The organism is Achromobacter sp. GQ309 (assembly GCF_059759315.1).
Genome location: NZ_JCAXDP010000002.1, coordinates 270,362 through 295,072, shown reverse-complemented (window position 1 = coordinate 295,072; position 24,711 = coordinate 270,362). Strand labels below are relative to the sequence as shown.

At 65.0% G+C, this 24,711-nt stretch carries 16 protein-coding genes; 7 read left to right on the top strand and 9 right to left on the bottom strand.

Annotated features, from left to right (window positions below):
- Nucleotide 1 precedes the first annotated feature (1 nt).
- A complete protein-coding gene (locus tag AC6CIE_RS06655) occupies nucleotides 2-7,618 on the bottom strand; it encodes an SDR family NAD(P)-dependent oxidoreductase (RefSeq protein ID WP_498091730.1) in 7,617 nt (2,538 codons plus the stop codon).
- A gap of 740 nt (nucleotides 7,619-8,358) precedes the next feature.
- The gene (locus AC6CIE_RS06650; protein WP_498091729.1) at nucleotides 8,359-8,952 is read right to left on the bottom strand and encodes an RBBP9/YdeN family alpha/beta hydrolase; all 594 of its coding nucleotides are present in this window, start codon (nucleotides 8,950-8,952) and stop codon (nucleotides 8,359-8,361) included.
- Between the two features lie 268 nt (nucleotides 8,953-9,220).
- On the opposite strand from AC6CIE_RS06650, the gene AC6CIE_RS06645 reads away from it, so the two are divergent.
- On the top strand, nucleotides 9,221-10,348 hold the full coding sequence (locus AC6CIE_RS06645; RefSeq protein ID WP_175136576.1) for a branched-chain amino acid ABC transporter substrate-binding protein: 1,128 nt from the start codon (nucleotides 9,221-9,223) through the stop codon (nucleotides 10,346-10,348).
- A gap of 181 nt (nucleotides 10,349-10,529) precedes the next feature.
- Here the strand turns inward: AC6CIE_RS06645 and AC6CIE_RS06640 are convergent, their stop codons facing one another.
- The 4 genes from AC6CIE_RS06640 to ugpB all read right to left on the bottom strand — a co-directional run bounded on the left by AC6CIE_RS06640 (nucleotide 10,530) and on the right by ugpB (nucleotide 14,961).
- Nucleotides 10,530-11,618 (bottom strand): sn-glycerol-3-phosphate import ATP-binding protein UgpC, encoded by a 1,089-nt coding sequence (locus AC6CIE_RS06640; RefSeq protein WP_498091728.1) that lies wholly within the window; start codon nucleotides 11,616-11,618, stop codon nucleotides 10,530-10,532.
- Between the two features lie 49 nt (nucleotides 11,619-11,667).
- Nucleotides 11,668-12,519: a sn-glycerol-3-phosphate ABC transporter permease UgpE gene (gene ugpE, locus AC6CIE_RS06635; protein ID WP_175121631.1), complete on the bottom strand. Its 852-nt coding sequence runs from the start codon at nucleotides 12,517-12,519 to the stop codon at nucleotides 11,668-11,670.
- Nucleotides 12,520-12,540: 21 nt separating this feature from the next.
- Nucleotides 12,541-13,422: a sn-glycerol-3-phosphate ABC transporter permease UgpA gene (gene ugpA, locus AC6CIE_RS06630; protein WP_498091726.1), complete on the bottom strand. Its 882-nt coding sequence runs from the start codon at nucleotides 13,420-13,422 to the stop codon at nucleotides 12,541-12,543.
- Between the two features lie 225 nt (nucleotides 13,423-13,647).
- On the bottom strand, nucleotides 13,648-14,961 hold the full coding sequence (ugpB, locus tag AC6CIE_RS06625) for a sn-glycerol-3-phosphate ABC transporter substrate-binding protein UgpB (RefSeq protein WP_175121629.1): 1,314 nt from the start codon (nucleotides 14,959-14,961) through the stop codon (nucleotides 13,648-13,650).
- 520 nt (nucleotides 14,962-15,481) lie between these two features.
- Between ugpB and AC6CIE_RS06620 the strand changes: the two genes are divergently transcribed.
- The 6 genes from AC6CIE_RS06620 (at nucleotide 15,482) to AC6CIE_RS06595 (ending at nucleotide 21,440) form a co-directional block, all read left to right on the top strand.
- Nucleotides 15,482-16,036, top strand: a complete 555-nt coding sequence (locus AC6CIE_RS06620) for a queuosine precursor transporter (protein ID WP_175121628.1) — start codon at nucleotides 15,482-15,484, stop codon at nucleotides 16,034-16,036.
- A gap of 470 nt (nucleotides 16,037-16,506) precedes the next feature.
- A complete protein-coding gene (locus AC6CIE_RS06615) occupies nucleotides 16,507-17,622 on the top strand; it encodes a high-affinity branched-chain amino acid ABC transporter substrate-binding protein (RefSeq protein ID WP_105238831.1) in 1,116 nt (371 codons plus the stop codon).
- Between the two features lie 191 nt (nucleotides 17,623-17,813).
- Nucleotides 17,814-18,740 carry a high-affinity branched-chain amino acid ABC transporter permease LivH gene (livH, locus tag AC6CIE_RS06610; RefSeq protein ID WP_175121627.1) on the top strand — a complete coding sequence of 309 codons (927 nt, stop codon included), beginning with the start codon at nucleotides 17,814-17,816 and terminating at the stop codon, nucleotides 18,738-18,740.
- A complete protein-coding gene (locus tag AC6CIE_RS06605) occupies nucleotides 18,740-19,975 on the top strand; it encodes a high-affinity branched-chain amino acid ABC transporter permease LivM (RefSeq protein WP_175121626.1) in 1,236 nt (411 codons plus the stop codon). Before livH ends, AC6CIE_RS06605 begins: the two co-directional genes overlap by 1 nt.
- Nucleotides 19,972-20,739 carry a high-affinity branched-chain amino acid ABC transporter ATP-binding protein LivG gene (gene livG, locus AC6CIE_RS06600; protein WP_175121625.1) on the top strand — a complete coding sequence of 256 codons (768 nt, stop codon included), beginning with the start codon at nucleotides 19,972-19,974 and terminating at the stop codon, nucleotides 20,737-20,739. The genes AC6CIE_RS06605 and livG overlap by 4 nt, the downstream gene beginning before the upstream one ends.
- Nucleotides 20,739-21,440, top strand: coding sequence for an ABC transporter ATP-binding protein (locus AC6CIE_RS06595; protein ID WP_175122001.1), 702 nt, complete (start codon nucleotides 20,739-20,741; stop codon nucleotides 21,438-21,440). Before livG ends, AC6CIE_RS06595 begins: the two co-directional genes overlap by 1 nt.
- Before the next feature lie 49 nt (nucleotides 21,441-21,489).
- On the opposite strand, the gene cuyB is transcribed toward AC6CIE_RS06595, so the two are convergent.
- From cuyB to AC6CIE_RS06580, 3 genes are read right to left on the bottom strand one after another with little or no spacing between them, the layout of a single operon-like run.
- Nucleotides 21,490-22,233, bottom strand: a complete 744-nt coding sequence (gene cuyB / locus AC6CIE_RS06590) for a cysteate racemase (protein ID WP_175121624.1) — start codon at nucleotides 22,231-22,233, stop codon at nucleotides 21,490-21,492.
- Nucleotides 22,234-22,249: 16 nt separating this feature from the next.
- The gene (locus tag AC6CIE_RS06585) at nucleotides 22,250-23,701 is read right to left on the bottom strand and encodes an N-acyl-D-amino-acid deacylase family protein (RefSeq protein WP_498091724.1); all 1,452 of its coding nucleotides are present in this window, start codon (nucleotides 23,699-23,701) and stop codon (nucleotides 22,250-22,252) included.
- 9 nt (nucleotides 23,702-23,710) lie between these two features.
- A complete protein-coding gene (locus AC6CIE_RS06580; RefSeq protein WP_218343732.1) occupies nucleotides 23,711-24,688 on the bottom strand; it encodes a Bug family tripartite tricarboxylate transporter substrate binding protein in 978 nt (325 codons plus the stop codon).
- Between the last annotated feature and the right edge of the window lie 23 nt (nucleotides 24,689-24,711).

Below are 24,711 nucleotides of genomic sequence, written 5' to 3'. Positions count from 1 at the left end.
CCTACTGGATCATGCGTTGCTTGGAAAGGCTTCCGCTAAGTTTGATCTCATCGACGAACTCCGTGACCGAGCTGGAAGTGACCTCCGCGGCGTGGCTCGCGACCACCTGTTGCACGCTGACGGTGACGGCGTCTGCGGCGTCGGCGTCGTGTTCGTCGCGCAAAAGGAGCACGAGCTTCTCGGCGAGTTTGGCCGGGGTGGGGCTTTCGCTCAGCGCCATGACGGGCAGGCGGATGCCGAAGCGGTTCTCCAGCGCGACCACCAGTTCCACGCCCATCAGCGAATCGAGGCCCAGGTCATAGACCGACCGGGTGGCTTCGATCTTGTCGGGCGCGACGCGGAGGATTTCCCCGATCTCTGCCTTGAGCATTTCGGTGAAGCGTTCGTGCAGGGCCTCGTCGTCGAGCGTCGCAAGCAGTTGCGCGATGTCGTCCGCGCTGCCATCGTCCTCGCCCGCATCGGCGCTGCGGCGGGCGATGTCCGAGAACTTGGGCAGACCGGCCGAAGGAAGGAAGCGGCTCAATGCGCGCCAGTCCAGTTCCAGCACGCCCAGTCCGGATGCGTCGGACACCAGCATGGCCTCCAGCGCGTCCAGCGCGACGTGGGACGCGAGGGCGCCGCCGCCCATCCGGCTCTGGAGGGCGTCCTTGATTTTCTCGTTGCGGGCCAGGAAGCCGACATCGTCGATGGCGCCCCAGCGCACGCAGGTGGCGGGCAGGCCTTCGGCGCGGCGCTGCGCGGCCAGACGTTCGAGCCAGGCGTTGGCGGCAACGTAGTTGCTCTGCCCCGGGTTGCCGAACAGGGTGGTGGCCGACGAGTAGAAGATGAACAGGTCCAGGGGCAGAGCACGCGTGAGGTCGTGCAGGTGCTGGGCGCCCAGCACTTTGGCGGCCAGCGTGCGCTGGATCTGTTCGGGCGTGGCGCTGCGGGCGAGGCCGTCGTCGATGACCACTGCGGCGTGGACCACGCCCTTGAGCGGCGGAAGCGTGGCTGCAGTTTCCTGCAGCAGGCTGGCCAGCGCGGCCCGGTCGGTGACGTCGCAGGCGGCGGCGTGGACGCGTACGCCCTGGGCTTCGAATGCCGCGATGGCCGCCTGGGCGGTTTCGCTGGCGGGGCCGCTGCGGCTGATCAGGACGAGGTTGCGTGCGCCGCGCTCGGCCAGCCACTGCGCGGTTCGCAAGCCGAATCCGCCCAGTCCGCCCGTGACGAGATACGTGGCGTCGGCCGGCAGTGCCAAGCCGTCGGTGGCCGGCGCAACAGGATGATGCACGCCGCTGATGCCGTTGCGGTAGGTGACGACGATCTTGCCGATCTGTCGCGCCTGCTGCATGTAGCGGAAGGCGTCGACGATGTCGTTGGCGTCAAAGACGGTGTAGGGCAGCGGGTGCAGTGCACCCTGGCGGAACAGGGCCATCATCTCGCCGAACAGCCGCTGCGTGAGGTCGGGCCGCTCGTTCATCAGTTGGTCGGCGTCGATGCCGAAGTAGCTGATGTTGTTGCGGAACGGACGCAGCCCGATGCGCGTGTTCTCGTAGAAATCGCGTTTGCCCAGTTCAAGGAAGCGGCCAAACGGCTTGAGCACGCGCAGGTTGCGGTTGATGGCTTCGCCGGCCAGGGAGTTCAAAACGACATCCACGCCGCGTCCGCCGGTGTCGGCCAGGATCTCGTCGGCGTAGGACAGGGAGCGCGAGTCGTAGATGTGACGCACGCCCAGCAAGCGCAGGAGGTCGCGTTTCTCGTCGGAGCCGGCGGTGGCGTAGATCTCGGCGCCCAGGCATTGGGCGAACTGGATGGCCGCGATGCCGACCCCGCCCGCGGCGCCGTGAATCAGGATCTTCTCGCCTTCTTCGAGGCGCGCCAGGTGCTGCAGCGCGTAGTAAACCGTGAAGAAGGTGCTGGGAATGGTGGCGGCGGCCTCGAACGAGAAGCCGTCGGGAATGTGCGAGATGGCGCTGGGACGGGTCAGCACGCGGTCGCCAAAGCTGGCGGGTCCGAAGCCCACCACAGCGTCGCCGACGCTGTAGCCCGAGGCATCGGGTCCGACGCGGGTGACCGTACCGGAGAATTCGAGGCCCAGGGTAGGGCCGGCAAAGCCGTTCTCGATCGCTTCGTCGGACAGCAGACCCAGCGCGTACATGACGTCGCGGAAGTTCAGGCCGGTGGCTTCGATGCGTACTTCGAGCTCGTCGCCGGTCGGGGCCGGCGCGGGGCACGATTCCCAGCGCAGGTTGCGCAGCTGACCCGGAAACTCGAAACCCAGGCGCACGGCTTGCGCGTCGGCGTCTTGTGCCGTTTGCGGAGCCGGACGCGCGGCGAGTCGCAGGCGCGGCACGTAGCGTTCGCCATCCGGCGCGAGGAGGATTTCGTCCTCATCATCCACGGACGTCAATTCTCGCGTTAGGGCGTCGGCCATCTGGCCGGCCTGGGCCAGCGGCACGTCGACCATGCGGATGCGGTAGTTCGACGCCTCATTGGCCAGCGTGCGACCGTAGCCCCACAGCGAGGCGTCGTTCAGCGCGTGCATGCCAGCGGCTTGCGGCGCCTCGCGCAGGTACTGCGCGGCATCCGCCGTGATGAGCCAGACGGTGGCAGGCACCTGCGTGCGCTCGCACGCCTGGATGGTGGCGGCCGCCATCGCGCAGCGGCGCGTCTGCTTGGCAAGCAGCTCGTCTGGCGTTTCGTGCGCATCCGCCCAGGCGAGGCCGGCCAGGTGCACGATGTGTGCCACCGGTGCCGACGCGTCGCCGGCAAGCAGGGCGTCGAGGGCATCAGGCGCAGCGTCGGTCACAAGGCGGACCTGATGGCCGGCTGCACTGAGGCTGGCTTCCAGGGACTGCGCCAGGAAAGCGCCATGCTCGGGATTCCGGTCGGCCAGAATTAGCCAGCGCGCAGGCGTGGTGGCCGCAGGTTGTGCCGGGGCGGCGGCCAGGGCGACGTCGAGGCGGGCGGTCAGCAGGTAGGCGCCGGTCGCGAGCGAATCCGTGAAGCCCAGCGGCGCATCGCATTGCAGGCCGAGCGCCAGCAGCTCTTCTTGCCAGAAGCGGGCGGGTTGCTGCGTGGAAAGCTGTTCGCCTTGTTCGCTGGCCTGCCACCACTGGGGGTGGCCGCCGAAAACGAAGTCCGCCCACGTGGCAGGATGGGCGCCGCAGAACACCAGCTCGCCGCCCGCCCGCAGGCTGGCGCGGGCGTGCTTGAGTGCAGCGCGGGCGGCTTCAAGCGTGTCGAAGTGGCAGTGGAAGATAACCAGGTCGCAACGCGCAACGGCGGCATCGCCGTCCTTGGCGATGCGCTCGATGCGGGCGTTGGGATAGCGCTCGGATTGCTGGTGGCCGACGTGGTCCAGCATGTCGGCATCGGTCGAAGCAAAGCAGTAATCGGCCACATTGAAGTCGAGCGCGTCGCAGCAGCTGAAGTTGAACAGCGGCGCGGACTGGCCGACCTCCATGACGGCAAGGCGCTGGCCAGGCAGGCGTGCCGCCAGCGCCTGTTCGAGCACGGCGCGCAGCGCGAGTCCCAGGCGTTGACCGCTGGCGGCTCCCAGCAGGCTGCGCAGGATGGTGGCAGGGGTGGTGGCGCGTGGGCAGATCTGATCGACGGCCGCTTCGCCACGCAGCAGGGCAGGCAGGTGCAAGCCGACGCGTCCGACCGCGTGGACGATTTGCGCGTAGTCAGGATATTCGCGCAGCAGCGTGTTCCAGATGTCTGAAGCGGCGCCTTCGCCGTCATCGGCAGGCAAGTCGATGCCCGAGGCCCGCACGTCGATGTGACCAGCCGACGTCAGCCGGCCGATGACGTTCTGCAGCAGCGGCGCGGATTCCGGCGCGTGACGGCCCAGTTCGGTGATCAGCGCCTGCGGCACATGCTTGCCGTCGGGAGCGATGACGCGCAGCGCGTCCACTGCGAAGCTGTCGCACAGACTTTCCAGCAGCGGGTCGACTTCGTCCGCGTAGCGCGCATGCGCCCCGCCAGCCTTGCATTCGGCAACGGCGCCTGCGAGCGCGGCGCGAAGGCCTTCATGGCTGACCGGATTGGCGCCGAACGGGGCGTGTGGGCGCGGGATGGCGACCGTGTCAAGGAAGCTGAGGTGGTCGGCTGCCGCCTTGCGCAGGCGGATGCTGCGAAAGCGCGCCTGTTCGACGGCGGCGATCTGCATGCCTTCCGCGTTGTAGATCTCGAAACTCGCGGTGAGCGAATGCGGGGCGCGGCGTTCCAGCCGCACGCGTGCGGCGGCGGGCTGGCCGGCGTTGGCGCGCAGGCTCAGACGGCCGATCTTCGACGGCACGTAGGCGATGCCCAGGCCCATCGCGGGGTCGTTCCGAAGCAGCTGGATGATGAGCTGGAAGGTGCAGTCGAGCAGCGCCGGATGCAGGTGCGTCGCGCGCAGTTCCGTGGCGAGAGAGGCGTCGGGTTCAAGCACGGCGAGCGCGCTGGTCGCGGATTCGATCCAGCCGTGGCTGACGGCGCGGAAAGCCGGGCCGTAATCCAGCCCCACGGCGCAAGTCAGCGCAGTGTGGCTGTCGCCCGTAAAGTCGGGTGCGCGATCGGGTAGCGTCAGTTCAGCCTGCGTCAGGCGCGTCAGGCGCGGTTCGCGCAGCAGGCGGCCACTGGCGTGCCTGACCCACGGTTCCGTGCTGCCGGTGTCCTTCGCGTTGATGCGGAAACGGCCGTCGCTGTCGTCGAGATGCAGCCGCAGCAATTTGCTGGGCGCGGCGTTGAGCAGCAGTGGGGCGTGGATTTCCAGATCTTCGAGTTCGGCGCAGTCTGCGCTGCCGGCTTGCCACCGCAGCGCGGCGGCAAGGGCGATCTCCGCAAAACCGGTGCCAGGGAAAACGACCGCGTCGCCGACGACGTGGTCAGCCAGCGCGGGATGGGATTGCGTGTCGAGCTGGTTTTCCCAGCTGTGCTCATGCTGCGGCATGGTGTAACCCAGCAGCGGGTGCGCCAGGCGTCGTGTGAGCTGGCCCAGGGATTCCGAGGTGACCGGGTGCCAGTGGCGCTCGCGTTGCCAGGGATAGGTCGGCAGGTCGACGAACGGGCCAACCCACGGGAAGAGCGACTGCAGGTCCAGTTGGCCGCCGCTGACAATGACTTGGCCGGCAGCGTTCCAGATCTTTTCCGGATCGTCGCCGCCGCGCGTGGCGGTGCTGAGGACACGGCCCTGCATGTCGGCAGTCTTGAGCGTGTCGTTCAAGTAGGACCGCAGCACCGGGTGCGGGCCGACTTCGACGTAGACGTTGCGGCCTTCGGCGGCCAGGACATTCGCGGCTTGCTCGAAGCGCACGGCCTCGCGCACGTTGCGCCACCAGTAGCCAGCGTTGAGTTCCGCGCCGTCCAGCAGCGTGCCGGTAACGGTGGAATAGAAGGGCACTTCGCCCGCGCGCGGTTGAATGTCTGCCAGCGATTCGCGGATGCCGGCCTCGATGCTGTCCATGGCCGGGCTGTGAAAGGCGTAGTCCAGATCCAGGCGACGATGGAACAGGGATTGCGCGGCCAGCGCGGCTTCCAGTACGCCAAGCGCATCCGGCGAACCGGCCAAGGTGGCGCCACGGCTGCTGTTGAAGCCGGCGACGCAGACGCTTGCGCCCAGGTTGTGCTGGGCGATCAGCGCCAGGGCTTCCTCGCCGCTGATCCCCACAGCCGTCATGCGGCCGAGTCCCCGGGTCTGACCTTGCAGGCGGCTGCGCTGGAAGATGACGTGGACGGCGTCGGCCAGGGTCAGCGCGCCACACGCCCACGCGGCAGCGACTTCGCCGACGCTATGGCCGATGACGGCGCACGGCACGACGCCGCGCTGCGCCAGCATGCGGGTGATGCCCACCTGAAGCGCGAACAAGGCGGGTTGGGCGACTTCGGTGCGTTCGTAGCGGTTGGATCCGTTCTCGCCGGCCAGTTCCTTGCGCAGCGAGAAATCGGCGTATGCGGAGAAGAGCGCGTCCACTTCGTCGACGGCGGTGGCGAACACGGGATCGGCCAGCAGCCGACGCCCCATATTGGTCCATTGCGAACCGTTGCCCGAATACACCAGCACCGGGCCGCTGGCCTCCGGTACAACGCTGCCAGCAACGACGTGGGCGTTAGCCTCTCCGCTTTCCGCGAACTGCTGGAGCACGTCAGCCACGGCGTTGCACTGCGTGCCGAACACCACGGCGCGCTCGTTGTGCCAATCGCGGCGCATGGCGGCGTGGTAAGCCGCGTTGTAGAGGAACTTGGCTGGCTGGCCGCGCAGGGCCTCGGCCATGTCGGCGGCCGCGGCCCGCAACGCGGGGACGGATTTGCCCGACACCACGACCGGGATCGGGGCCGTCTTGGCCATCTTCCCTTCGGTGGCCGCGCCGCGCGGCGGGGCGCTTTCCAGGATCACGTGGGCGTTGGCGCCGCCGAAGCCGAACGAGTTCACGCCGACGATCAGTTTGCCGGCAGGCCGCAGCTTGCGGTTCTGGGTGACGACGTCCAAATTCCAATCCTGGAACTCGATCCTGGGATTGAGCGTCTTGATGCCGATGGTGGCGGGCACCTCGCGGTGGCGCAGCACGTACAGCGCCTTGACCAGCCCGGCGACGCCGGAGGCGGCCTCCAGGTGGCCGAGATTGCTTTTCACGGAGCCGATTGGCAACGGTGCTTCTTTGCTCCGTTGCTGGGCCAGGGCCAACCCGATGGCGCGGGTCTCGATCGGGTCACCGACTGCGGTGCCGGTGCCGTGCGCTTCCAGGTAGTCGATCTCGGCGGGCGAGATGCCAGCCTGCTCATAGGCCTGCCGCATCAGGGCCGCTTGCGCGTCGGCGCTGGGAACGGTCAGGCCAGATTTGCGGCCATCGGTATTGACGGCCGTTCCCGCGACTACCGCCAGGATGTTGTCGCCGTCGGCGATGGCCTGGTCGTAGTCCTTGAGCAGAAACATGCCGCCGCCTTCCGAACGGACGTAGCCGTCGCCCGAGGCGTCGAAGACGTTGCAGCGGCCGCGCGGTGACAGCATGGACGCCTTGGAGAACGTAATGAATCCGTAGGGATGCAGGTGCAGGCTGACGCCACCGGCCAGCGCCTGGCTGCATTCGCCCGATTGAATGGCACGGCACGCCTGATGAAAGGCGACCAGCGACGACGAACATGCGGTGTCCATCGCAATGCTGGGGCCTCGCAGGTCCAGGAAGTACGACAGGCGATTGGCGGCGATGCTGGCGGTGTTGCCGGTGGCCATCGACGCGTCGACGGCGCCCAGATCTTCGGCAATGCGATAGGCGTAATCCGAGCTGGCAATCCCGATGTAGACGCCACAGTCGGAACCGCGCAGTGTCGATGCGGGAACGCCGGCGTGCTCCACCGCTTCCCAACTCATTTCCAGCAGCAGGCGCTGCTGCGGATCCATGAGCGCTGCCTCGCGCGGAGAAATGCCGAAGAATCCGGCATCGAACCCCGAGACGTCTCCGATGGAGCCGGCGGCGAAAGTGTAGGCGGTGCCGGGGTGGTCCTTTGCGGGATGCAGATAGGCGTCCGCAGACCAACGATCCTCGTCGACTCGGGTAACCAGGTCGCGGCCTTCCAGCAGAGCAGGCCAATAACTGTCATTGGTGGTGCTGGGGAATCGGAACGAAAGTCCGATAATGGCAACGCGCTTACGCATGCGGAGTCCTTCTGGGCCGACCGGAAGGCGGCGGGTGTTGAGCTGAATGCGATGGGTGTGAAGTCTGATTCAGCATGCTGAATCAGACTTATGACCGGCGTGTCCGCCGTACACGATCAGGGGGAATGGGATGGCCCGGGCCAGCGTTCAGGCGCGGGCAGTGGATCCCAGGATGAGCGGACAACTCCGGCCAGCGTGGGGAGGCAGGGTGACGATGCTTGCGCGCGCTCGGCGCAGATGGCGTCCAAGCGTAATGAGATTGCTCTGCATTTTCGTTTTTTTGTGGCGGCCTTGCCGGTATCGCGACCCTGCCTTCCGCGCTTCAATCAAAATGTAAGCGGGTTGGGGGCGTCGCAGCCGCCGTAACATTTAGATAAGGCGGCCATTTTACTATATGTGTCGGATTTGTCCGAACCAGTGTCGATACGTGCGATTTACCCTGCACAGCATTAACTCGAAACGGCGCCTCTTGCGTACGAGTTATCAAGGCGCGACAGCTTACCAATCGGACTGTAACGAAATTTGCTCTAAATCGATCAAAACGATTCACAGCGGGGCGGGAATGGCGATTGAGCAAGCAGTGCGGGCGCGAATTGGTTCGTTAATGTGTGAAGCGCCAAGTCGCATTATGTGACGACCTATTACCTGACCGCTGTGCGCGCCGAAATTGGGGCCGGTGAACACCGTGCCGCTACGTCCAGGAGGCGTGCGAAGGTGGCGCGCCGCCCGTCGCAATCAATCTACAAGTCGTACACCGGAATCGGCGGAATGCGTTTGGCCGGCGGCGGAATTCGCCACGACGCTCTGCGGCGCAGCGCGCCCAGCAGTTTCAGCCCCTGCGGCCAGTCGTCCAGGCCGCTTTCCGCATTGATATGACCGGCGCCGGGCAGGACGACGACACGGCTTCCCCAGTCCGCCGCGAAGACGCGCGCGCGTTCCAGCGTGCAATAGGGATCGTTGTCGCTGGCAACCACCACGCTTTGGAAAGGCAGCGGCTGGCGCGAAATGGGCGCGAAGGCGCGCAGGCATTCGGGCAGGTCGGCGCGTTCGACGTCGGCGGGCGCGACCAGCAGCGCGCCGGCGACCTTGGCGCGCAAGGGCACGGGCAGGGCGGCGCTGATCAGGCAGCCGAGGCTGTGCGCGACGAGCAGGACCGGGCTGCGGGCTTCGTCGACCTCGGCGGTCAGACGGGATATCCAATCGGCCGCGCGGGGATTTTCCCAGTCGTGCTGCTCGATGCGCCGGGCGTTGGGCAACAGGGCCTGCCACCGGGACTGCCAGTGGTCGGGGCCGGAGTTTTTCCAGCCCGGGACGATTATCGGTTGGAGTCTCATGCGGCACATGATGCCGCCGCCGTTTAGTAACTCAAACGAATTAATGGTCTTTTGCATATACGGCGTTCGGAATAAGGCCGGCGGTGCGAATCATGCCGCGGTGCAATAAAAAAACCCCGGAAAACCCTGCGCCAACCCGGCCCAAAAGCCGCGAAATTTCAGTGTATGCTTGCCGGGCAAATGCACCGCCAACGGGCATGACATCTACGTTTCCGGCCGTCAGCCCGTTGATGGATCAACGATTAAAAGTCATTCGAGGAGTCCACTCATGAAGCCAGTTTTCCGTCTGACCCCGGTCATCGCAGCGCTGGGCGTCGCCGCTGGTTTGACGTTTGGCGCGGCCGCGCACGCGCAGACCATCAAGATCGGCGTCGTCGGCCCCACCACCGGCGCGGTCACGCAGTATGGCGATATGGTCCGTGAAGGGGTCGATACCGCGGTCGAGCGCATCAACGCCGCCGGCGGCATCAATGGCAAAAAGCTGGAAACCGTGGTCATCGACGACGGCTGCGAACCCAAGCAGGGTCCCAACGCCGCCAACCGCGTCGTCAACAGCAAGATCGGTTTCGTCGTGGGCCACGTGTGCTCGGGCGCCACCATTGCCGCCGCCGACATCTACAACAACGAAGGCGTGGTCATGGTGACCCCGTCGGCCACGTCGCCGGCACTGACCGACGGCAAGAACTACGAGTTCATCTTCCGCACCATTGGCCGTGACGACCAGCAAGGTCCCGCCGCCGCCAAGTTCATCCTCGACAAGATCAAGCCCAAGAAGGTCGCCGTGCTGCACGACAAGCAGTCGTACGGCCAGGGCATCGCCACCGCGGTCAAGAACGACCTGGAAAAGGGCGGCGTGGCCGTTGCCGTGTTCGAAGGCATCAACGCGGGTGACAGCGACTACTCGGCGGTCATCACCAAGCTCAAGAGCCAGGGCGTGGATTTCGTCTACTACGGCGGCTACCACCCCGAAATGGGCCTGCTGCTGCGCCAGGCGGCCGAGCAGGGCGTGAAGGCCAAGTGGATGGGTCCGGAAGGCACGGGCAACCCGGACATCAACGCCATCGCGGGCGACGCCGTCGAAGGCATGCTGCTGACGCTGCCGGCCGACTTCACGCAGAACGCCGCCAACGCCGACATCGTCAAGGCGTTCGAAGCCAAGAAGCGCAATCCCAGCGGCGCGTTCCAGATGACCGCTTACGCGGCTACGCAAGTCATCGCAGACGGCATCAAGGGCGCGGGCTCGGACGATCCCACCAAGGTGGCCAAGTACTTGCACGCCAATTCCTTCGACACGCCGATCGGCAAGGTGTCGTGGAACAAGCAGGGTGACCTGACGAACTTCCAGTTCGACGTGTTCACCTGGCACAAGGATGGTTCCAAGACCGTTTACAAGTAAATCACCGGGCGGCGGGCCGATTCCGGCCCGCTTCACGCGAACGAACGGCGGCGCGTGTCGGATGCAGCGCATCCGGCCACACGCATCAGGCGCTGCAAAAGAGAACCGGGCCGCAAGCGATCAGCTTGCGGCCCGGTTTGTTTTTGCGGGGCGCGGGGCAGGGGGCTGACGCCCCGCCGACTTACAGGCCCTGGACGCGGCGGCCGGTGTCGGCCTCGAACCAGTGCAGGGGATGGCGGCCGTCCGGGCCCACGTTGACCTGCATGCCGACCTTGGCGGACGACTCGGAAAGCTGGCGCGTCGTGCAGCGCACGACCAGCGTGCTCTTGCCGCAGCGGGCGTGCACGAGTTGCTCGGAACCCAACGTCTCGACCATTTCGACTTCGGCGGGAATGCCCTGGGTGTTCAGCAGCATGTGCTCGGGGCGCATGCCCATGATGATCTTGCGGCCGCGGACCTGCGAGGGAACCTGCAGCGGCGAGATCTCGAGCTGGTTGCCGTCGGCGGTCTGCACCGTGCCGTCGCCAGCGACCTGGACTTCCATCAGGTTCATCGGGGGCGAGCCGATGAAGCCGGCGACGAATGTCGAGGCGGGCTTTTCAAACACTTCCATCGGGGTGCCGATCTGCTCGGGAACGCCCTGATACATGACGATCATGCGGTGCGCCAGCGTCATGGCCTCGACCTGATCGTGCGTCACGTACAGGCTGGTCGTGCCCAGGCGGCGATGCAGCTTCATGATTTCCAGACGCATCGCCACGCGCAGCTTGGCGTCCAGGTTGGACAGCGGCTCGTCGAACAGGAACACCTTGGGTTCACGCACGATGGCGCGGCCCATCGCGACGCGCTGGCGCTGGCCGCCCGAAAGCGCGCGCGGACGGCGGTCCAGCAGGTGACCCAGTTCCAGGATGTGCGCGGCGATGTCGACGCGCTTCTTGATCTCGTCCTTGGAGAATTTGCGGATCTTCAAGCCATAGGCCATGTTCTCGAACACGGTCATGTGCGGGTAGAGCGCGTAGTTCTGGAACACCATGGCGATGTCTCGCTCGGCGGGTTCCAGGTTGTTGACGACCTTGTCGTCGATGACGATGTCGCCGCTGGTCACGGTTTCCAGGCCGGCGACCATGCGCATCAGCGTGGATTTGCCGCAGCCCGACGGGCCGACGATGACGATGAATTCACCGTCCTTGACGTCCATGTCGATGCCATGGATGACCGGCACGTTGCCGGCATAGGTTTTCTTGACGTTGCGGAAGCTGAGAGTAGCCATGAGATATTCGTGTTCGAAGTCGTTTTCGGTAGGCGAGGGATGGGCGCGATCACTTCTCAGTGTCGACCAGACCCTTGACGAACCATTTCTGCATCAGGATGACGACCAGCGCCGGCGGGATCATCGCGAGCATGGCGGTGGCCATGGTGATGTTCCATTCGGTCACGCTGTCGCCGCCGCTGATCATCCGCTTGATGCCGATGACGACGGGGTACATGTCTTCCTGCGTGGTGACCAGCAGGGGCCACAGATATTGGTTCCAGCCGTAGATGAACTGAATCACGAACAGCGCGGCGATGCTGGTCTTGGACAAGGGCAGCAGCACGTCAAAGAAGAAGCGCACGGGACCGGCGCCGTCGATACGCGCAGCCTCGATCAGCTCGTCCGGCACCGTCAGGAAGAACTGGCGGAACAGGAACGTGGCCGTGGCGGACGCGATCAGCGGCAGGGTCAGGCCCGCGTAGCTGTTGAGCAGGCCCAGATCGGCCACGACCTTGTAGGTGGGCGCGATGCGGACTTCGACCGGCAGCATGAGCGTGACGAAGATCATCCAGAAAAAGAACATGCGGCCCGGAAAGCGGAAGTACACGACCGCAAAAGCCGACAGCAGCGAGATCGCGATCTTGCCGATCGAGATTGCCAGCGCCATGATCAGGCTCACGTACATCATGCGGCCGACGGGCGCGCCCGACGAGCCGCCTGACGAACCGCCAAAAAGCGCCTGCATGTAGTTGTCCACGAAATGCGGACCGGGAATCAGGGACATCGGCGCCTGAGCAACTTCCTGCGCGGTCTGGGTGGACGCGACGAAAGTGACGTAAAGCGGAAATGCCACCATCGCCACGCCGCAAAGCAGAATGACGTGGGCCAGAATATCCAGCCAGGGACGGCGTTCAACCATTGTTATCAGCCTCGGACAAAATCAATACTGCACTTTGCGGTCGACGTACCGGAACTGTACGACCGTCAAGGCAACCACAATGAACATCAGGACGACGGACTGGGCGGCGGACGAACCGAGGTCCAGACCGCGGAAGCCGTCGCTGTACACCTTGTAGACCAGGATCGAGGTCGCCGTGCCCGGGCCGCCTTGCGTCGTCGTGTCGATCACGGCAAACGTGTCGAAGAAGGCGTAGATGATGTTGACCACCAGCAGGAAGAACGTGGTGGGCGACAGCAGCGGGAAGACGATGGTCCAGAAGCGGCGCGCGGGGCTGGCGCCGTCGATCGCGGCGGCTTCGATGAGCGAGCGCGGGATCGATTGCAGGCCGGCCAGGAAGAACAGGAAGTTGTACGACACCTGCTTCCAGACGGCCGCGATGATCACCAGGGTCATCGCCTGGTTGCCGTCCAGGCGGGGATTCCAGTCCACGCCCGATTTGCGCAGGGCCACGGCCAGGATGCCGACCGACGGCGAGAACAGGAACAGCCACAGCACGCCGACGACGGCGGGCGCCACGGCATACGGCCAGATGAGCAGGGTCTTGTAGAGCCCGGCGCCGCGGATCACGCGGTCGGCCATCACAGCCAGCACCAGCGACACGCCAAGGCCAACGCCGGCCACCAGCACCGAGAAAACGGCGGTGACGCGGAAGGAATCCAGGTAGCTCTGTTGCGAGAACAGTTCTATGAAGTTGTCCAGGCCGACGAACTGCGAGGACAGACCGAAGGGATCTTCAAGGCGCATGGACTGCCACATGGCTTGTCCGGCGGGCAGGAAGAAGAACACCACGGTAATGATCAGCTGCGGCAGGAGCAGCAGATAGGGCAAGGTCTTGTGCCCGAATACAACGCGTTTTTCCATAGGGGGAACCCAAGGTACAGAAAAGCGGCGGTTGAAATAACCGCCGCCTGAAACCGCCAGCGCGCATGTCGCGCGTGGCGCCCGGAGCCCGAAAGCACCGGCACTCATAAAAAGCACGATAGGCTTAAAGCCCCTGAAAAACCAGGGCTTTAAGCCTCGTATGTCCTTGTCGCAACATGGAAAATGCTGATTGACAAGGCGGCGGTCAAGTCGCGCGAAAGGGCGTTACTTTACACTCTTCTCGAACTTTTCCAGCAGCTCGTTGCCGCGCTTGACGATGTTCTCGGCGCCGTCCTTGGGAGCAACCTTGCCCGAGACGATGCGTTCGATTTCAGCATCCTCGATTTCGCGGATCTGGGGCAGGAAGCCAAGACGCAGGCCGCGCGATTGGGCGGTGGTTTCGACGTTCAATTGCTTGACGCCAACTTCGGTGCCCGGGTTCTTGTCGTAGAAGCCTTCCTTCTTGGTCAGCTCGTAGGCGGCCTTGGTGACGGGCACGTAGCCGGTCTGCTGGTGCCAGCGGGCGGCGATTTCGGGGCTGGCCAGGAACTTGAAGAACGCGGTCACGCCCTTGTAGGTTTCGGGCTTCTTGTTGGCAAAGACCCACAGCGAGGCGCCGCCGATGATGGTGTTCTGCGGCGCGCCTTGCACGTCGGCGTAGTAGGGCAGCGTCGAGGTGCCGAATTCGAACTTGGCGTTCTTGGCGATGTTGGCGCGCAGGCCGGACGAACCGGTGATCATGGCGCACTTGCCGCTGATGAACAGCGAGTTCGGCTCGTCGCCGCGCCCGCCGTACATGAAGATGCCTTCCTTGCCGAGCTTGGCCAGGTTTTCCAGGTGACGCACGTGCAGCGGGGTGTTGATGGCGATGCGCGCATCCAGGCCGCCGAAACCGTTGTCTTTGGTGGCGTACGGCACGTTGTGCCAGGCCGAGAAGGTCTCGAGCTGGGTCCACGACGGCCACGACGTGGTGTAGCCGCATTCCTGGCCAGCGGCCTTCAGCTTCTGGCCGGCGGCGGCCAGTTCTTCCCAGGTCTTGGGGGGATTGTCGGCGTCCAGGCCAGCCTTCTTGAAGGCGTCCTTGTTGTAGTAGAAGACGACGGTCGAGCTGTTGAACGGCATCGACACCAGTTTGCCGTCGGCCGACGAGTAGTAGCCGGCCACGGCGCCGATGAATTCCTTGGGATCGATCGGGTTGCCGGCTTCTTCGGACATCTGTTGCACCGGCTTGATGGCGCCCTTGGCGTACATCATGGTGGCGGTGCCGACTTCGAAGACCTGCAGGATGTCCGGCGCGTTGCCGGCGCGGAACGCGGCGATGCCGGCGTTCATGGATTCACCGTAATTGCCCTTGTAGATGGCCTTGACCTGGTAGTCGGGGTTCTGCTTGTTGAATTCCTCGACCAGGCCGTTGACGCGGTCGCCCAGGGCGCCTTCCATCGAATGCCAGAACTGGATCTCGGTGGCTGCTTGCGCGGAAGCGCCGGCGAAAGCCGTCATGATGGCGGCAAAGGTCAGTGCAATACGATGGGATCGCATAAAGGGTTCTCCAGTTGGGCGTGTTGCGAACGGGTTGTCCGGCCGCATGAAACACGACACCTTATGAATTGTTTGTGACAAAACCGTGACTTTCACATCACTCCCTGCGCCTGTCAAATTGCGCGTTTCAGGCGCGAACGAACATTTCGCCGCGCTATCCGCAGGGAGCCGACCGTTTACAATCGCCGCCTATGGAAAACGAACTTTCGATTGCGTTCACCGGCGCGGGCAGACGGCCGCCTGCGACGGCCTCGCGCGCGGCTGCCAAAGTATGCGCCGTGCGGGGCGTTCATGTCATTGACATAAACGAGCAAGCGCGCGGTGCCGGGCAGGGCCGTGACACGGCCGGTGTGCGGGTTTGTGGCGCCCCGCGCGCGTATGCTGGCGGGCTGTTCGCCGGCGCGACACGGAACATGCAAGGTGTTGCGGCTTGGAGACGTCATTCGTCGCGCATTGACGGGCCGATGACGCGCATGGCGAGCGCCGGACGGGCGCGCGGCGCGGCCGAGGCGGGTCTCAAATGAAACCGTCCGCTGTGCGCTTTCCCGCCATGACGCGCCTGCAGTTCGGCATTTCGGTGCTGTGCATGCTGGCCGTCGTGGTGGGTTCCAATATCCTGGTCCAGGTGCCGCTCAATGACTGGCTGACATGGGGCGGGCTGTCGTATCCGGTGGCTTTCCTGGTCACCGATGTTCTCAACCGGCGATTCGGCCCGGCCGCCGCCCGGCGCGTGGTGTGGTTTGGCTTTGCCGCCGCACTGGCGGTGTCGGTCTGGGTGGCGTCGCCGCGAATCGCGTTGGCGTCGGGGCTGGCTTATATATGTGCGCAGCTCGTCGACATCCAGGTGTTCGACCGCCTGCGCGACCAGCGCTGGTGGCGCGCGCCGCTGGCGTCGGGCGTGCTGGGCGCCATATTGGATACGGCGGTGTTCTTCAGCGTGGCATTCGCCGCTACCGGGGCGCCGTGGGTCACATGGATGCTGGGCGATCTGGCGATCAAGCTGGTCGTCAATATCAGCATGCTGGCGCCATTCCGTGCCTTGATGTGGAATCTGGCAAAGCCTGCAAACGCCTAGCCGAACTTGAACCCGCCTTCGCGGCGTAATGAATGCGCGCGTCCGATGCTGATCTCAGCAGGGCGCGCGTTTTTCATTAATGCGCCGGACATTATTTCTGAGGCCTTTCCGCGGCATGTAGTAAGTCCCGCGTAAGCACTGTATTTAAATGCGAGTTTAAACACCGTATTAATCCACTCGGTATTAATCGCCCAACCATAAATCCCGGAAAAGCGCCAGCAGACAACGTAGCCGGAATTGCGATTTCTCCAACGAATTCACGGCACTACGCGGCCTATCCGTCACGAATAAAAGCCCCGCCTGAAATATTGGGGATTACACGCAGTGACAGTATGACGGCTTGCTTTCAGAATACCGCCCACACCGTGTTTTTGCCCAAGAAGCCGGCGACGGGCAATGCGGACGTAGGGGTACTCTCCCGATAAACCGTGTTGGACAGAGCCGCTCAAAACCTCGCTGGAGAACTCCGCATGAAGTTTCTGAATCGCCTTACCCCGGTAGCCATGGCGCTTGGGGCACTTGCCTTGGCTGGCGCCGCGCACGCCGCCGACACGATCAAGATCGGCATTCCCCAGCCCATGACCGGTCCCAACACCCAATACGGCGACCAGATCCAGGCCGGCGCGCTGACCGCCATCGAGACCATCAACGCCAAGGGCGGCGTCAAGGGCAAGAAGCTCGAGCCGATCCTGATCGACGACGGCTGCGAACCCAAGCAGGCCGTGCCCGCCGCCAACCGCGTGGTCAACTCCGGCGCCAAGTTCGCCGTGGCCCATGCGTGCTCGGGCGTCACGGTCGCCGCCGTGAAGGTCTACGAGGAAGAGGGCATCGTCGGCATCACCCCGGGCGCCACGTCGCCGCTGGTCACCGACACGATCAAGCCGCACTTCTTCTTCCGCACGATCGGCCGCGACGACCAGCAGGGTCCGTACGCCGCCGGCTACATCGCCAAGACCTTGAAGCCGCAGAAGGTTGCCGTGCTGCACGACAAGCAGACCTACGGCTCGGGCGTGGCCACGCAGGTCAAGGACGCGCTGGCCAAGGAAAAGGTCAACGTCGCGCTGTTTGAAGGCATCAACGTCGGCGACAGCGATTACTCGGCCATCATCACCAAGCTGAAGTCCTCGGGCGTGGACCTGGTCTACTTCGGCGGCTACCACCCCGAGCTGGGCCTGCTGCTGCGCCAGGCGCGTGAACAGGGCCTGAAGGTCCAGTTCATGGGTCCGGAAGGCACGGCCAACCAGGATCTGGTGGCCATCGCCGGTCCGGCTATCGACGGCCTGCTGGTCACGCTGCCGGCCGACTTCACCAAGCTGCCGGGCAACGAAAGCATCGTCAAGGCCTTCAAGGACGCCAAGCGCGATCCGGACGGCGCCTTCCAGATGCCGGCCTACGCCGCGGTCCAGATCCTGGCGGACAGCATCAACGCTGTCGGCGAAGATCCGGCCAAGGTTGCCGACTACATGCACAAAACCACGTTCAATACGGGCATCGGCAAGGTCGAATACGATGCCAAGGGCGATCTGAAGGACTTTGAGTTCGCCGTCTATAAGTGGGACAAGGACGGAAAGAAGACCCAGCTGTAAACTCGCGATCCCGCCGGCGTGTTGCCGGCGTGTAGGGCCTGCTGTCTCCGTCTTGCCGAAATCCGCGTAGCGATGCGCCAAAAGCGCTGTGCGGCCGGCAAGGCGGCGCCGGCAGGCCCTTATAAAATACGCCCAGGTTTCCGGCTCCGGGTCTCACTACCGGAGCCGGAACTATTTGGAGCAATGGAATCATGTCCGACCTCATACCCCAACTTACCCAGCAATTCTTCAACGGATTGTCCCTGGGAGCGATCTATGCGCTGATTGCCATCGGCTACACAATGGTCTACGGCATCATCGGTATGATCAATTTCGCCCACGGCGAAATCTATATGATCGGCGCCTACGTGGGCCTGGTCACCTTGACGGCGATCGGCACCAACAGCGGTTTGCCGACCCCGTTCATCATCGCGGCCATGCTGCTTGTCGCCATCACGGTGACCGGCATCTACGGCTTTTCGGTCGAACGCGTGGCGTACCGTCCGGTGCGCGGCAGTCCCCGACTGGTGGCGCTGATCTCCGCCATCGGTATGTCGATCTTCCTGCAGAACTGGGTGGCCCTCGGCCAGGGCGCGCGCGACATGGCCGTGCCCTCGCTGGTGTCCGGCGCCATGCAGTTCCACATGGGCTCGGACTTCGATGTGACGGTGCCGTACTCGCGCCTGATGATCATCGTGGTGACGGTGGTGCTGATGATCGCGCTGACGCTGTTCATCAAGTATTCCCGTATGGGCCGCGCATCGCGCGCCTGCTCGCAGGACATGCACATGGCCAACCTGCTGGGCATCGATACCAACCGCGTGATCTCGTTCACGTTCGTGATGGGTGCGATCCTGGCGGCGGTCGGCGGTGTGCTGATCGCCATCACCATCGGCAAACTCAATCCCTTCATCGGCTTCCTGGCCGGCATCAAGGCCTTCACGGCGGCGGTGCTCGGCGGCATCGGCAGCATCCCCGGCGCCATGCTGGGCGGCGTGCTGCTGGGCCTGGCGGAAACCTTTGCGGCGGCCTACATATCGTCGCAGTACAAGGACATCGTGGCGTTCTCGCTGCTGGTCCTGATTCTGCTGTTCCGTCCCACCGGGCTGCTGGGCAAACCTGAGGTGGAAAAAGTCTGATGTCGACCAACAATCTCAAAAACGCCACGATGGCGGCCGTGCTGACGGCGGTCATCGTCACCCCGGTCTTCGGTCTGCAGCTCATCCGCCAGGGTGCGCGCACGTCGATGGAGTCGAACTGGTCGCTGGTGGCGCTGGCCGCGGCGGTGGTGTTCGTGTTCCAGCTGCTGCGTCCGTGGCTTGCCATTCCGTTCAAGAAGCTCAAGACCGGCCTGCCCACGCTGTCGTCGGCGCCGGCCCGCAACCACAAGCCGCTGATGGTGCTGCTGCTTGCCATTGCGGTGATCTGGCCGTTCTTCGCGGGCCGCAGTTCGGTGGACATCGCCACGCTGGTGCTGATCTACGTGATGCTGGGCCTGGGCCTGAACATCGTGGTGGGCTTTGCCGGGCTGCTGGATCTGGGCTTCGTCGGCTTTTACGCCGTCGGCGCCTATACCTACGCGTTGCTCTATCACTGGGGCGGCTGGAGCTTCTGGGAAGCGCTGCCGTTTGCCGGTGCGATGTCGGCGCTGTTCGGATTCGTGCTGGGCTTTCCGGTGCTGCGGCTGCGCGGCGATTACCTGGCCATCGTGACGCTGGGCTTCGGTGAAATCATCCGCCTGCTGCTGATCAACCTGAACCAGGTCACCGGCGGTCCGGACGGCATTTCCGGGATTCCGAAGCCCACGTTCTTCGGCCTGGAAATGACGCGCCGGCCCAGCACCGAGGGTGGCACCACGTTCCATGAGTTCTTCGGGCTGACGTTCCAGAACCAGGACATGGTGATCTACCTGTACATGATGGCGCTGCTGCTTGCGCTGGTGACGCTGTTCGTGTCCACGCGCCTGATCCGCATGCCGGTCGGCCGCGCCTGGGAGGCGCTGCGCGAAGACGAGATCGCCTGCCGTTCGCTGGGCCTGAATCCCACCCGCATCAAGCTGTCCGCGTTCACGCTGGGCGCCATGTTCGCCGGCTTTGGCGGCGCGTTCTTCGCGGCGCGCCAGGGCATGGTGAATCCGGAGTCCTTCACGTTCATCGAGTCCGCGCTGATCCTGGCCATCGTGGTGCTGGGCGGCATGGGTTCGCAGGTCGGTGTGATCCTCGCTGCCATCCTGCTGACCGTGCTGCCCGAACTGGCGCGCGAGTTCGCCGAGTACCGGATGCTGATGTTCGGTCTGGTGATGGTATTGATGATGATGTGGCGTCCGCAGGGGTTGTTGCCCATGAAGCGTCCCCACGTGGAGCTGGCTAAATGAGCGAGGCATTGCTGAAAGTTTCCGGCCTGACCATGCGGTTCGGCGGCCTCCTGGCCGTCGATAGCGTGGGTTTCGAGGTCATGTCCGACGAGGTCTTTGCCATCATCGGCCCGAACGGGGCGGGCAAGACCACCGTGTTCAACTGCGTGGGCGGCTTTTACGCGCCGACCGCCGGTGAAATCATCATGGACGGCAAGCCCATCACGGGTCTTGCCAGCCACAAGGTGGCGCGCCACGGGCTGGTGCGCACGTTCCAGAACGTGCGCCTGTTCAAGCAGCTGACGGTGCTGGAAAACCTGCTGGTCGCGCAGCATACGCAGGTGGAATCGCGCCTGCTGCCCGGCCTGCTCAAGACCCGCGGCTACCGCCAGTCCGAATCCGAGGCGCTGTCGCGCGCGGCGCAGTGGCTGGATTTCATGGGCCTGCGCGAGTTCGCCAACCGTGAAGCCGGCAATCTGGCTTACGGCCACCAGCGGCGCCTGGAGATCGCGCGCTGCATGATCACCAAGCCGCGTCTGCTGATGCTGGACGAGCCGGCGGCCGGCCTGAATCCTCAGGAAAAGCGCGATCTGCAATCGCTCATCGACCAGCTTCGCCGCGAATTCGGCGTGGCCGTGCTGCTGATCGAGCACGACATGAGCCTGATCATGGGCATTTCGGACCGCATTTTGGTCATGGAACACGGCAAGCCCATCACGACCGGCACCCCCGAGCAGGTGCGCAACGACGAGCGCGTCATCAAGGCGTACCTGGGGGAGGAATGATGCTGAAGCTGGAAAACATACACACGTACTATGGCGCCATCCAGGCGTTGAACGGCGTGTCGGTGGACGTCAACCAGGGCGAGATCGTCACGCTGATCGGCGCGAACGGAGCGGGCAAGACGACGCTGCTGATGACCGTTTGCGGCAATCCTCGGGCGCGCGAAGGTAAGATCACGTTCGAAGGCGAGGACATCACGAACAAGGACACGCACCACATCATGCGCAGTGGCATCGCCATTTCGCCTGAAGGGCGGCGCGTGTTCAAGGACCTGACGGTCGCCGAGAACCTGATGATGGGCGGCTTCTTTTCCAAGCGCGACGAGATCGAGGCCGGCATCGACCACGTCTACGGGCTGTTCCCGCGCTTGAAGGAACGCGCCAGCCAGCGCGCCGGCCTGATGTCGGGCGGCGAACAGCAGATGCTGGCCATTGGCCGCGCGCTGATGACCCGGCCGCGCCTCTTGCTGCTGGACGAACCGACGCTGGGCCTGGCCCCGCTGGTGATCGCCCAGATCTTCGACATCATCCGCGAGATCCGGGAGCAGGGCGTGACCGTGTTCCTGGTCGAGCAGAATGCCAACAAGGCGCTGGGCGTGGCGGACCGCGGTTACGTGCTGGAAAACGGCCGCGTGGTCCTGCAGGACACCGGCGCCAACCTGCTGGTCAACGACAAGGTCCGCAAGGCGTACCTGGGCGGTTGACCTCTTCCCCGCGAAGGAAGTGGGCGCATCGAAAGATGCGCCCTTTTTTTTACGCGGCGATGCGTTCGGCCGGCTGGTCGGCCTGGTAGTGCGCGATGGCGGCGCGGGCGAGGGCGTCGATGGAGTCCGTGAGGGTCACGCCGAGGCTGGGGCGCAGGGCGTGCGGGACCGCCAGGGGCAGTTCCGTGCAGCCGAGCACGACGGCGTCGGCGCCGCGGGCCTTAAGGCGGGCGATGCATTCGGCGGCGGGCGCAAAGGCGTCTTCGAGCTGGTTGCCCTTGACCGCGCGGATCGAGCCCATGCAGAAGCGTTCGACTTCGTCGTCGTCAGGCACGATGCACTCGTAGCCTTGTGCTTCAAGGTGACGCTGGTAGAGGCCGAGCTTGAGCGTGGCGGCGGTGCCCATCAGGCCGATGCGGCCGCTGGGCAGGCCAAGGCGGCGCAGGTCTTCGATGACCGCTTCGATGATGTGCAGCACCGGCAGACGCGTGGACGCGGCGATGTCGTCGAACCACAGGTGGGCGGTGTTGCACGGGATGGCGATGAGCTGGGCGCCGGCCTGTTCCAGGAAGCGCACGCCATCGACCATGTGGGGCAGGGGATTCTCGCCGCCGGCCATGTAGGCGCTGGAACGGTCGGGAATACGGGGATCGTTGCGCAGCAGGGTGGGGATGTGTTGCTGGTCAACCGTGGCGGGCGTCAGCGCCGCCAGGCGGAGGGCAAAGGCCGCGCCGGCCATGGGGCCCATTCCGCCCAATACACCCAGGTAGCAGCCCTGGGAAAACGTCTTCACTTTAAGTACTCCGTGCTCATGCATCACCGGGCGTCAGGACCTGGCCCGGGCGTTCGGTGCCCGTCCTTTCCCCGTCCCAGACCTGCCTGCCGTTGACCCACACGGCGTGGATGCCCCGGCTTGCCTGAATGGGCGCTGAAAAAGTGGCCACGTCGGTGACGGTGGCGGGATCGAACAGCACCAGGTCAGCATGATACCCCTCCCGGAGCAGGCCGCGCCCGGCGACGCCGTACTGGGCGGCGGCCAACCCGGTCATCTTGTGGATGGCGGATTCGAGCGACAGCAGGTTCTGCTCGCGCACCATGGTGCGCAGCACGTTGGTGAACGTGCCCCATTGACGGGGGTGCGGATGCGGGTCGAAGGGCAGGCCGTCCGAGCCGACCATGGTCAGCGGATGGGCAAAGATGCGTTTGACGTCCGCCGGGTCCATCAGGAAATAGATGGCGCCGGCCGGAGCCAGCCGGGCGACCGCGGCTTCGTCGTCCAGGCCAAGTTCGGCCATGACGTCACTGAAGTCACGGCCCGTGGCCTCGGGGTAGCCCGTGGACCACGTGATCATCGTGCGGCTGGCCAGCCGCGCGCGGTCCAGCCGCAGCATGGTCGAGGTGGCCGGATAGGGATGGCAGTCCAGGCAGACCGGCTGCGCCGCCGCGGCGCGACTGATGAGGTCCAGCGTTTCGCGGGTGCGGCCGTGATTGCGTTCGCCCGCCAGCTTGTGATGCGAGAACACCACGCGGGAGTCGGTTTCGCGTCCGATGAGCAGGGCCTCTTCCATGGCGGGCACGATGTGGTCGGCCTCGTCGCGCAGGTGCGTGGCATAGATGCCGGCGCGGCCGCGCAGCGGCTGGCACACGTCGATGATCTCGTCCGTGGGCGCGGCGCTGGCCGGCGGATAGAAGGTGCCGGTCGACACGCCGAACGCGCCGGCATCCAGCGCTTCCTGCATCAGGTCGCGCATGGCGGCCCGTTCCGCGTCGTTGGCCGCGCGCGAAGTGTCGTCCATGACGGCGACGCGCAGGGTGGTGTGGCCCACCAGCGGAATCACGTTGACCGCGGCCGGCGTGTCGCGCAGGGCGTCCATCCAGGCGCGGAAGGTGCCAAAGCGGAACAGCGCCGGCGGACCCAGCAGGTCGAGCGGCTGCGGGATCTGCGTGCGCGCCAGGGGCGCCAGGCTGATCCCGCAGTTGCCGGTGACGACCGTGGTGATGCCTTGCGACACCTTGGGCAGCATGTCGGGATGCGCGAGCAGGTAGCCGTCGTCGTGGGTGTGCGAGTCGATGAAGCCCGGCGCCAGAACCTGGCCCCGGCCGTCGATGACCGGCACGCCGGCGGGACGGGCAAAGCTGCCCACCGCCGCGATGCGTCCGCCGCGCACGGCCAGGTCGCCCTGGGTGGCGGGCCCGCCCGAGCCGTCGATGAGCGTGGCGCCCGCGACGATGAAGTCAGCCTGCAAGGTGTCTGCCGTCATGAAGCGTGCTCAGTCGAGTTTTTCGATGCCGGCGTTGTCGATGATCTGCTGCCACTTGGCGGTTTCGCGATCGATCAGCTGCTTGAAGTCGGCGGGTGAGCCGGTGGCCGGTTCGGCGCCCAGCGTTGCCAGGCCCTGGCGCACTTCCGGCGCTTGCAGCGCTTTCTGGATGGCGGCGTTCAGCGTGGCCACCACGTCGTCGGGTGTGCCCTTGGGCGCCACCACGCCGCCCCAGGCGACTGTCTCGTAACCCTTCAGGCCGGACTCGTCCAGCGTGGGCACGTCGGGCATCAGCGCCAGGCGCTTCAGGCTGCTGACGCCGATGGCGCGGACCTTGCCGCTCTTGACCAGCGGCGCGGCCTCGGAGGTGTTGACGAACAGGTAGTCCAGGCGGCCGCCCAGCAGATCCTGGATGGCGGCGGGGCCGCCGTTGTAGGGGATGAACATCACGTCCAGCTTGGCCATGCTCTTGAAGAGTTCGCCGCCCATGTGGCCGGTAGTGCCGACGCCCGATGCGCCATACGACAAGCGGCCCGGCTCCTTGCGGGCTCGGTCGATCAGGTCCTGCACGCTGGTGACGGGCGAGTCGGCCGGGACGATCAGGGCGTTGTACAGGTCGAACATGTGCGCGACGGGCGTCAGGTCCTTGTCCACGTCGTAAGGCAGGCGCTTGAACAGCGAGCGGTTCACCGCGAGCGTGTTGATGTTGCCGTAGCCGACCGTGTAGCCATCCGGCGCTGCGCGCTTGATAAGCGCGATGCCGATGTTGCCGGCGGCGCCCGGGCGGTTTTCGATGACCATCGTTGCGCCGGTGTCGCGGGCAATCTGCGTGGTGATCAGGCGCGACAGCACGTCAGGCGAGCCGCCGGCGGCAGACGGGACCACGAAAGTGATGGGCTTGTCGGGATAGCCGGCGGCCGAGGCGGCGCCGGCGAAGACGACGCTGAGCGCCGCCATGGAAAGACTGCGAAGGAGCGTGCTGCGCATGGTGGATTTCCCCTGGTTTTGTT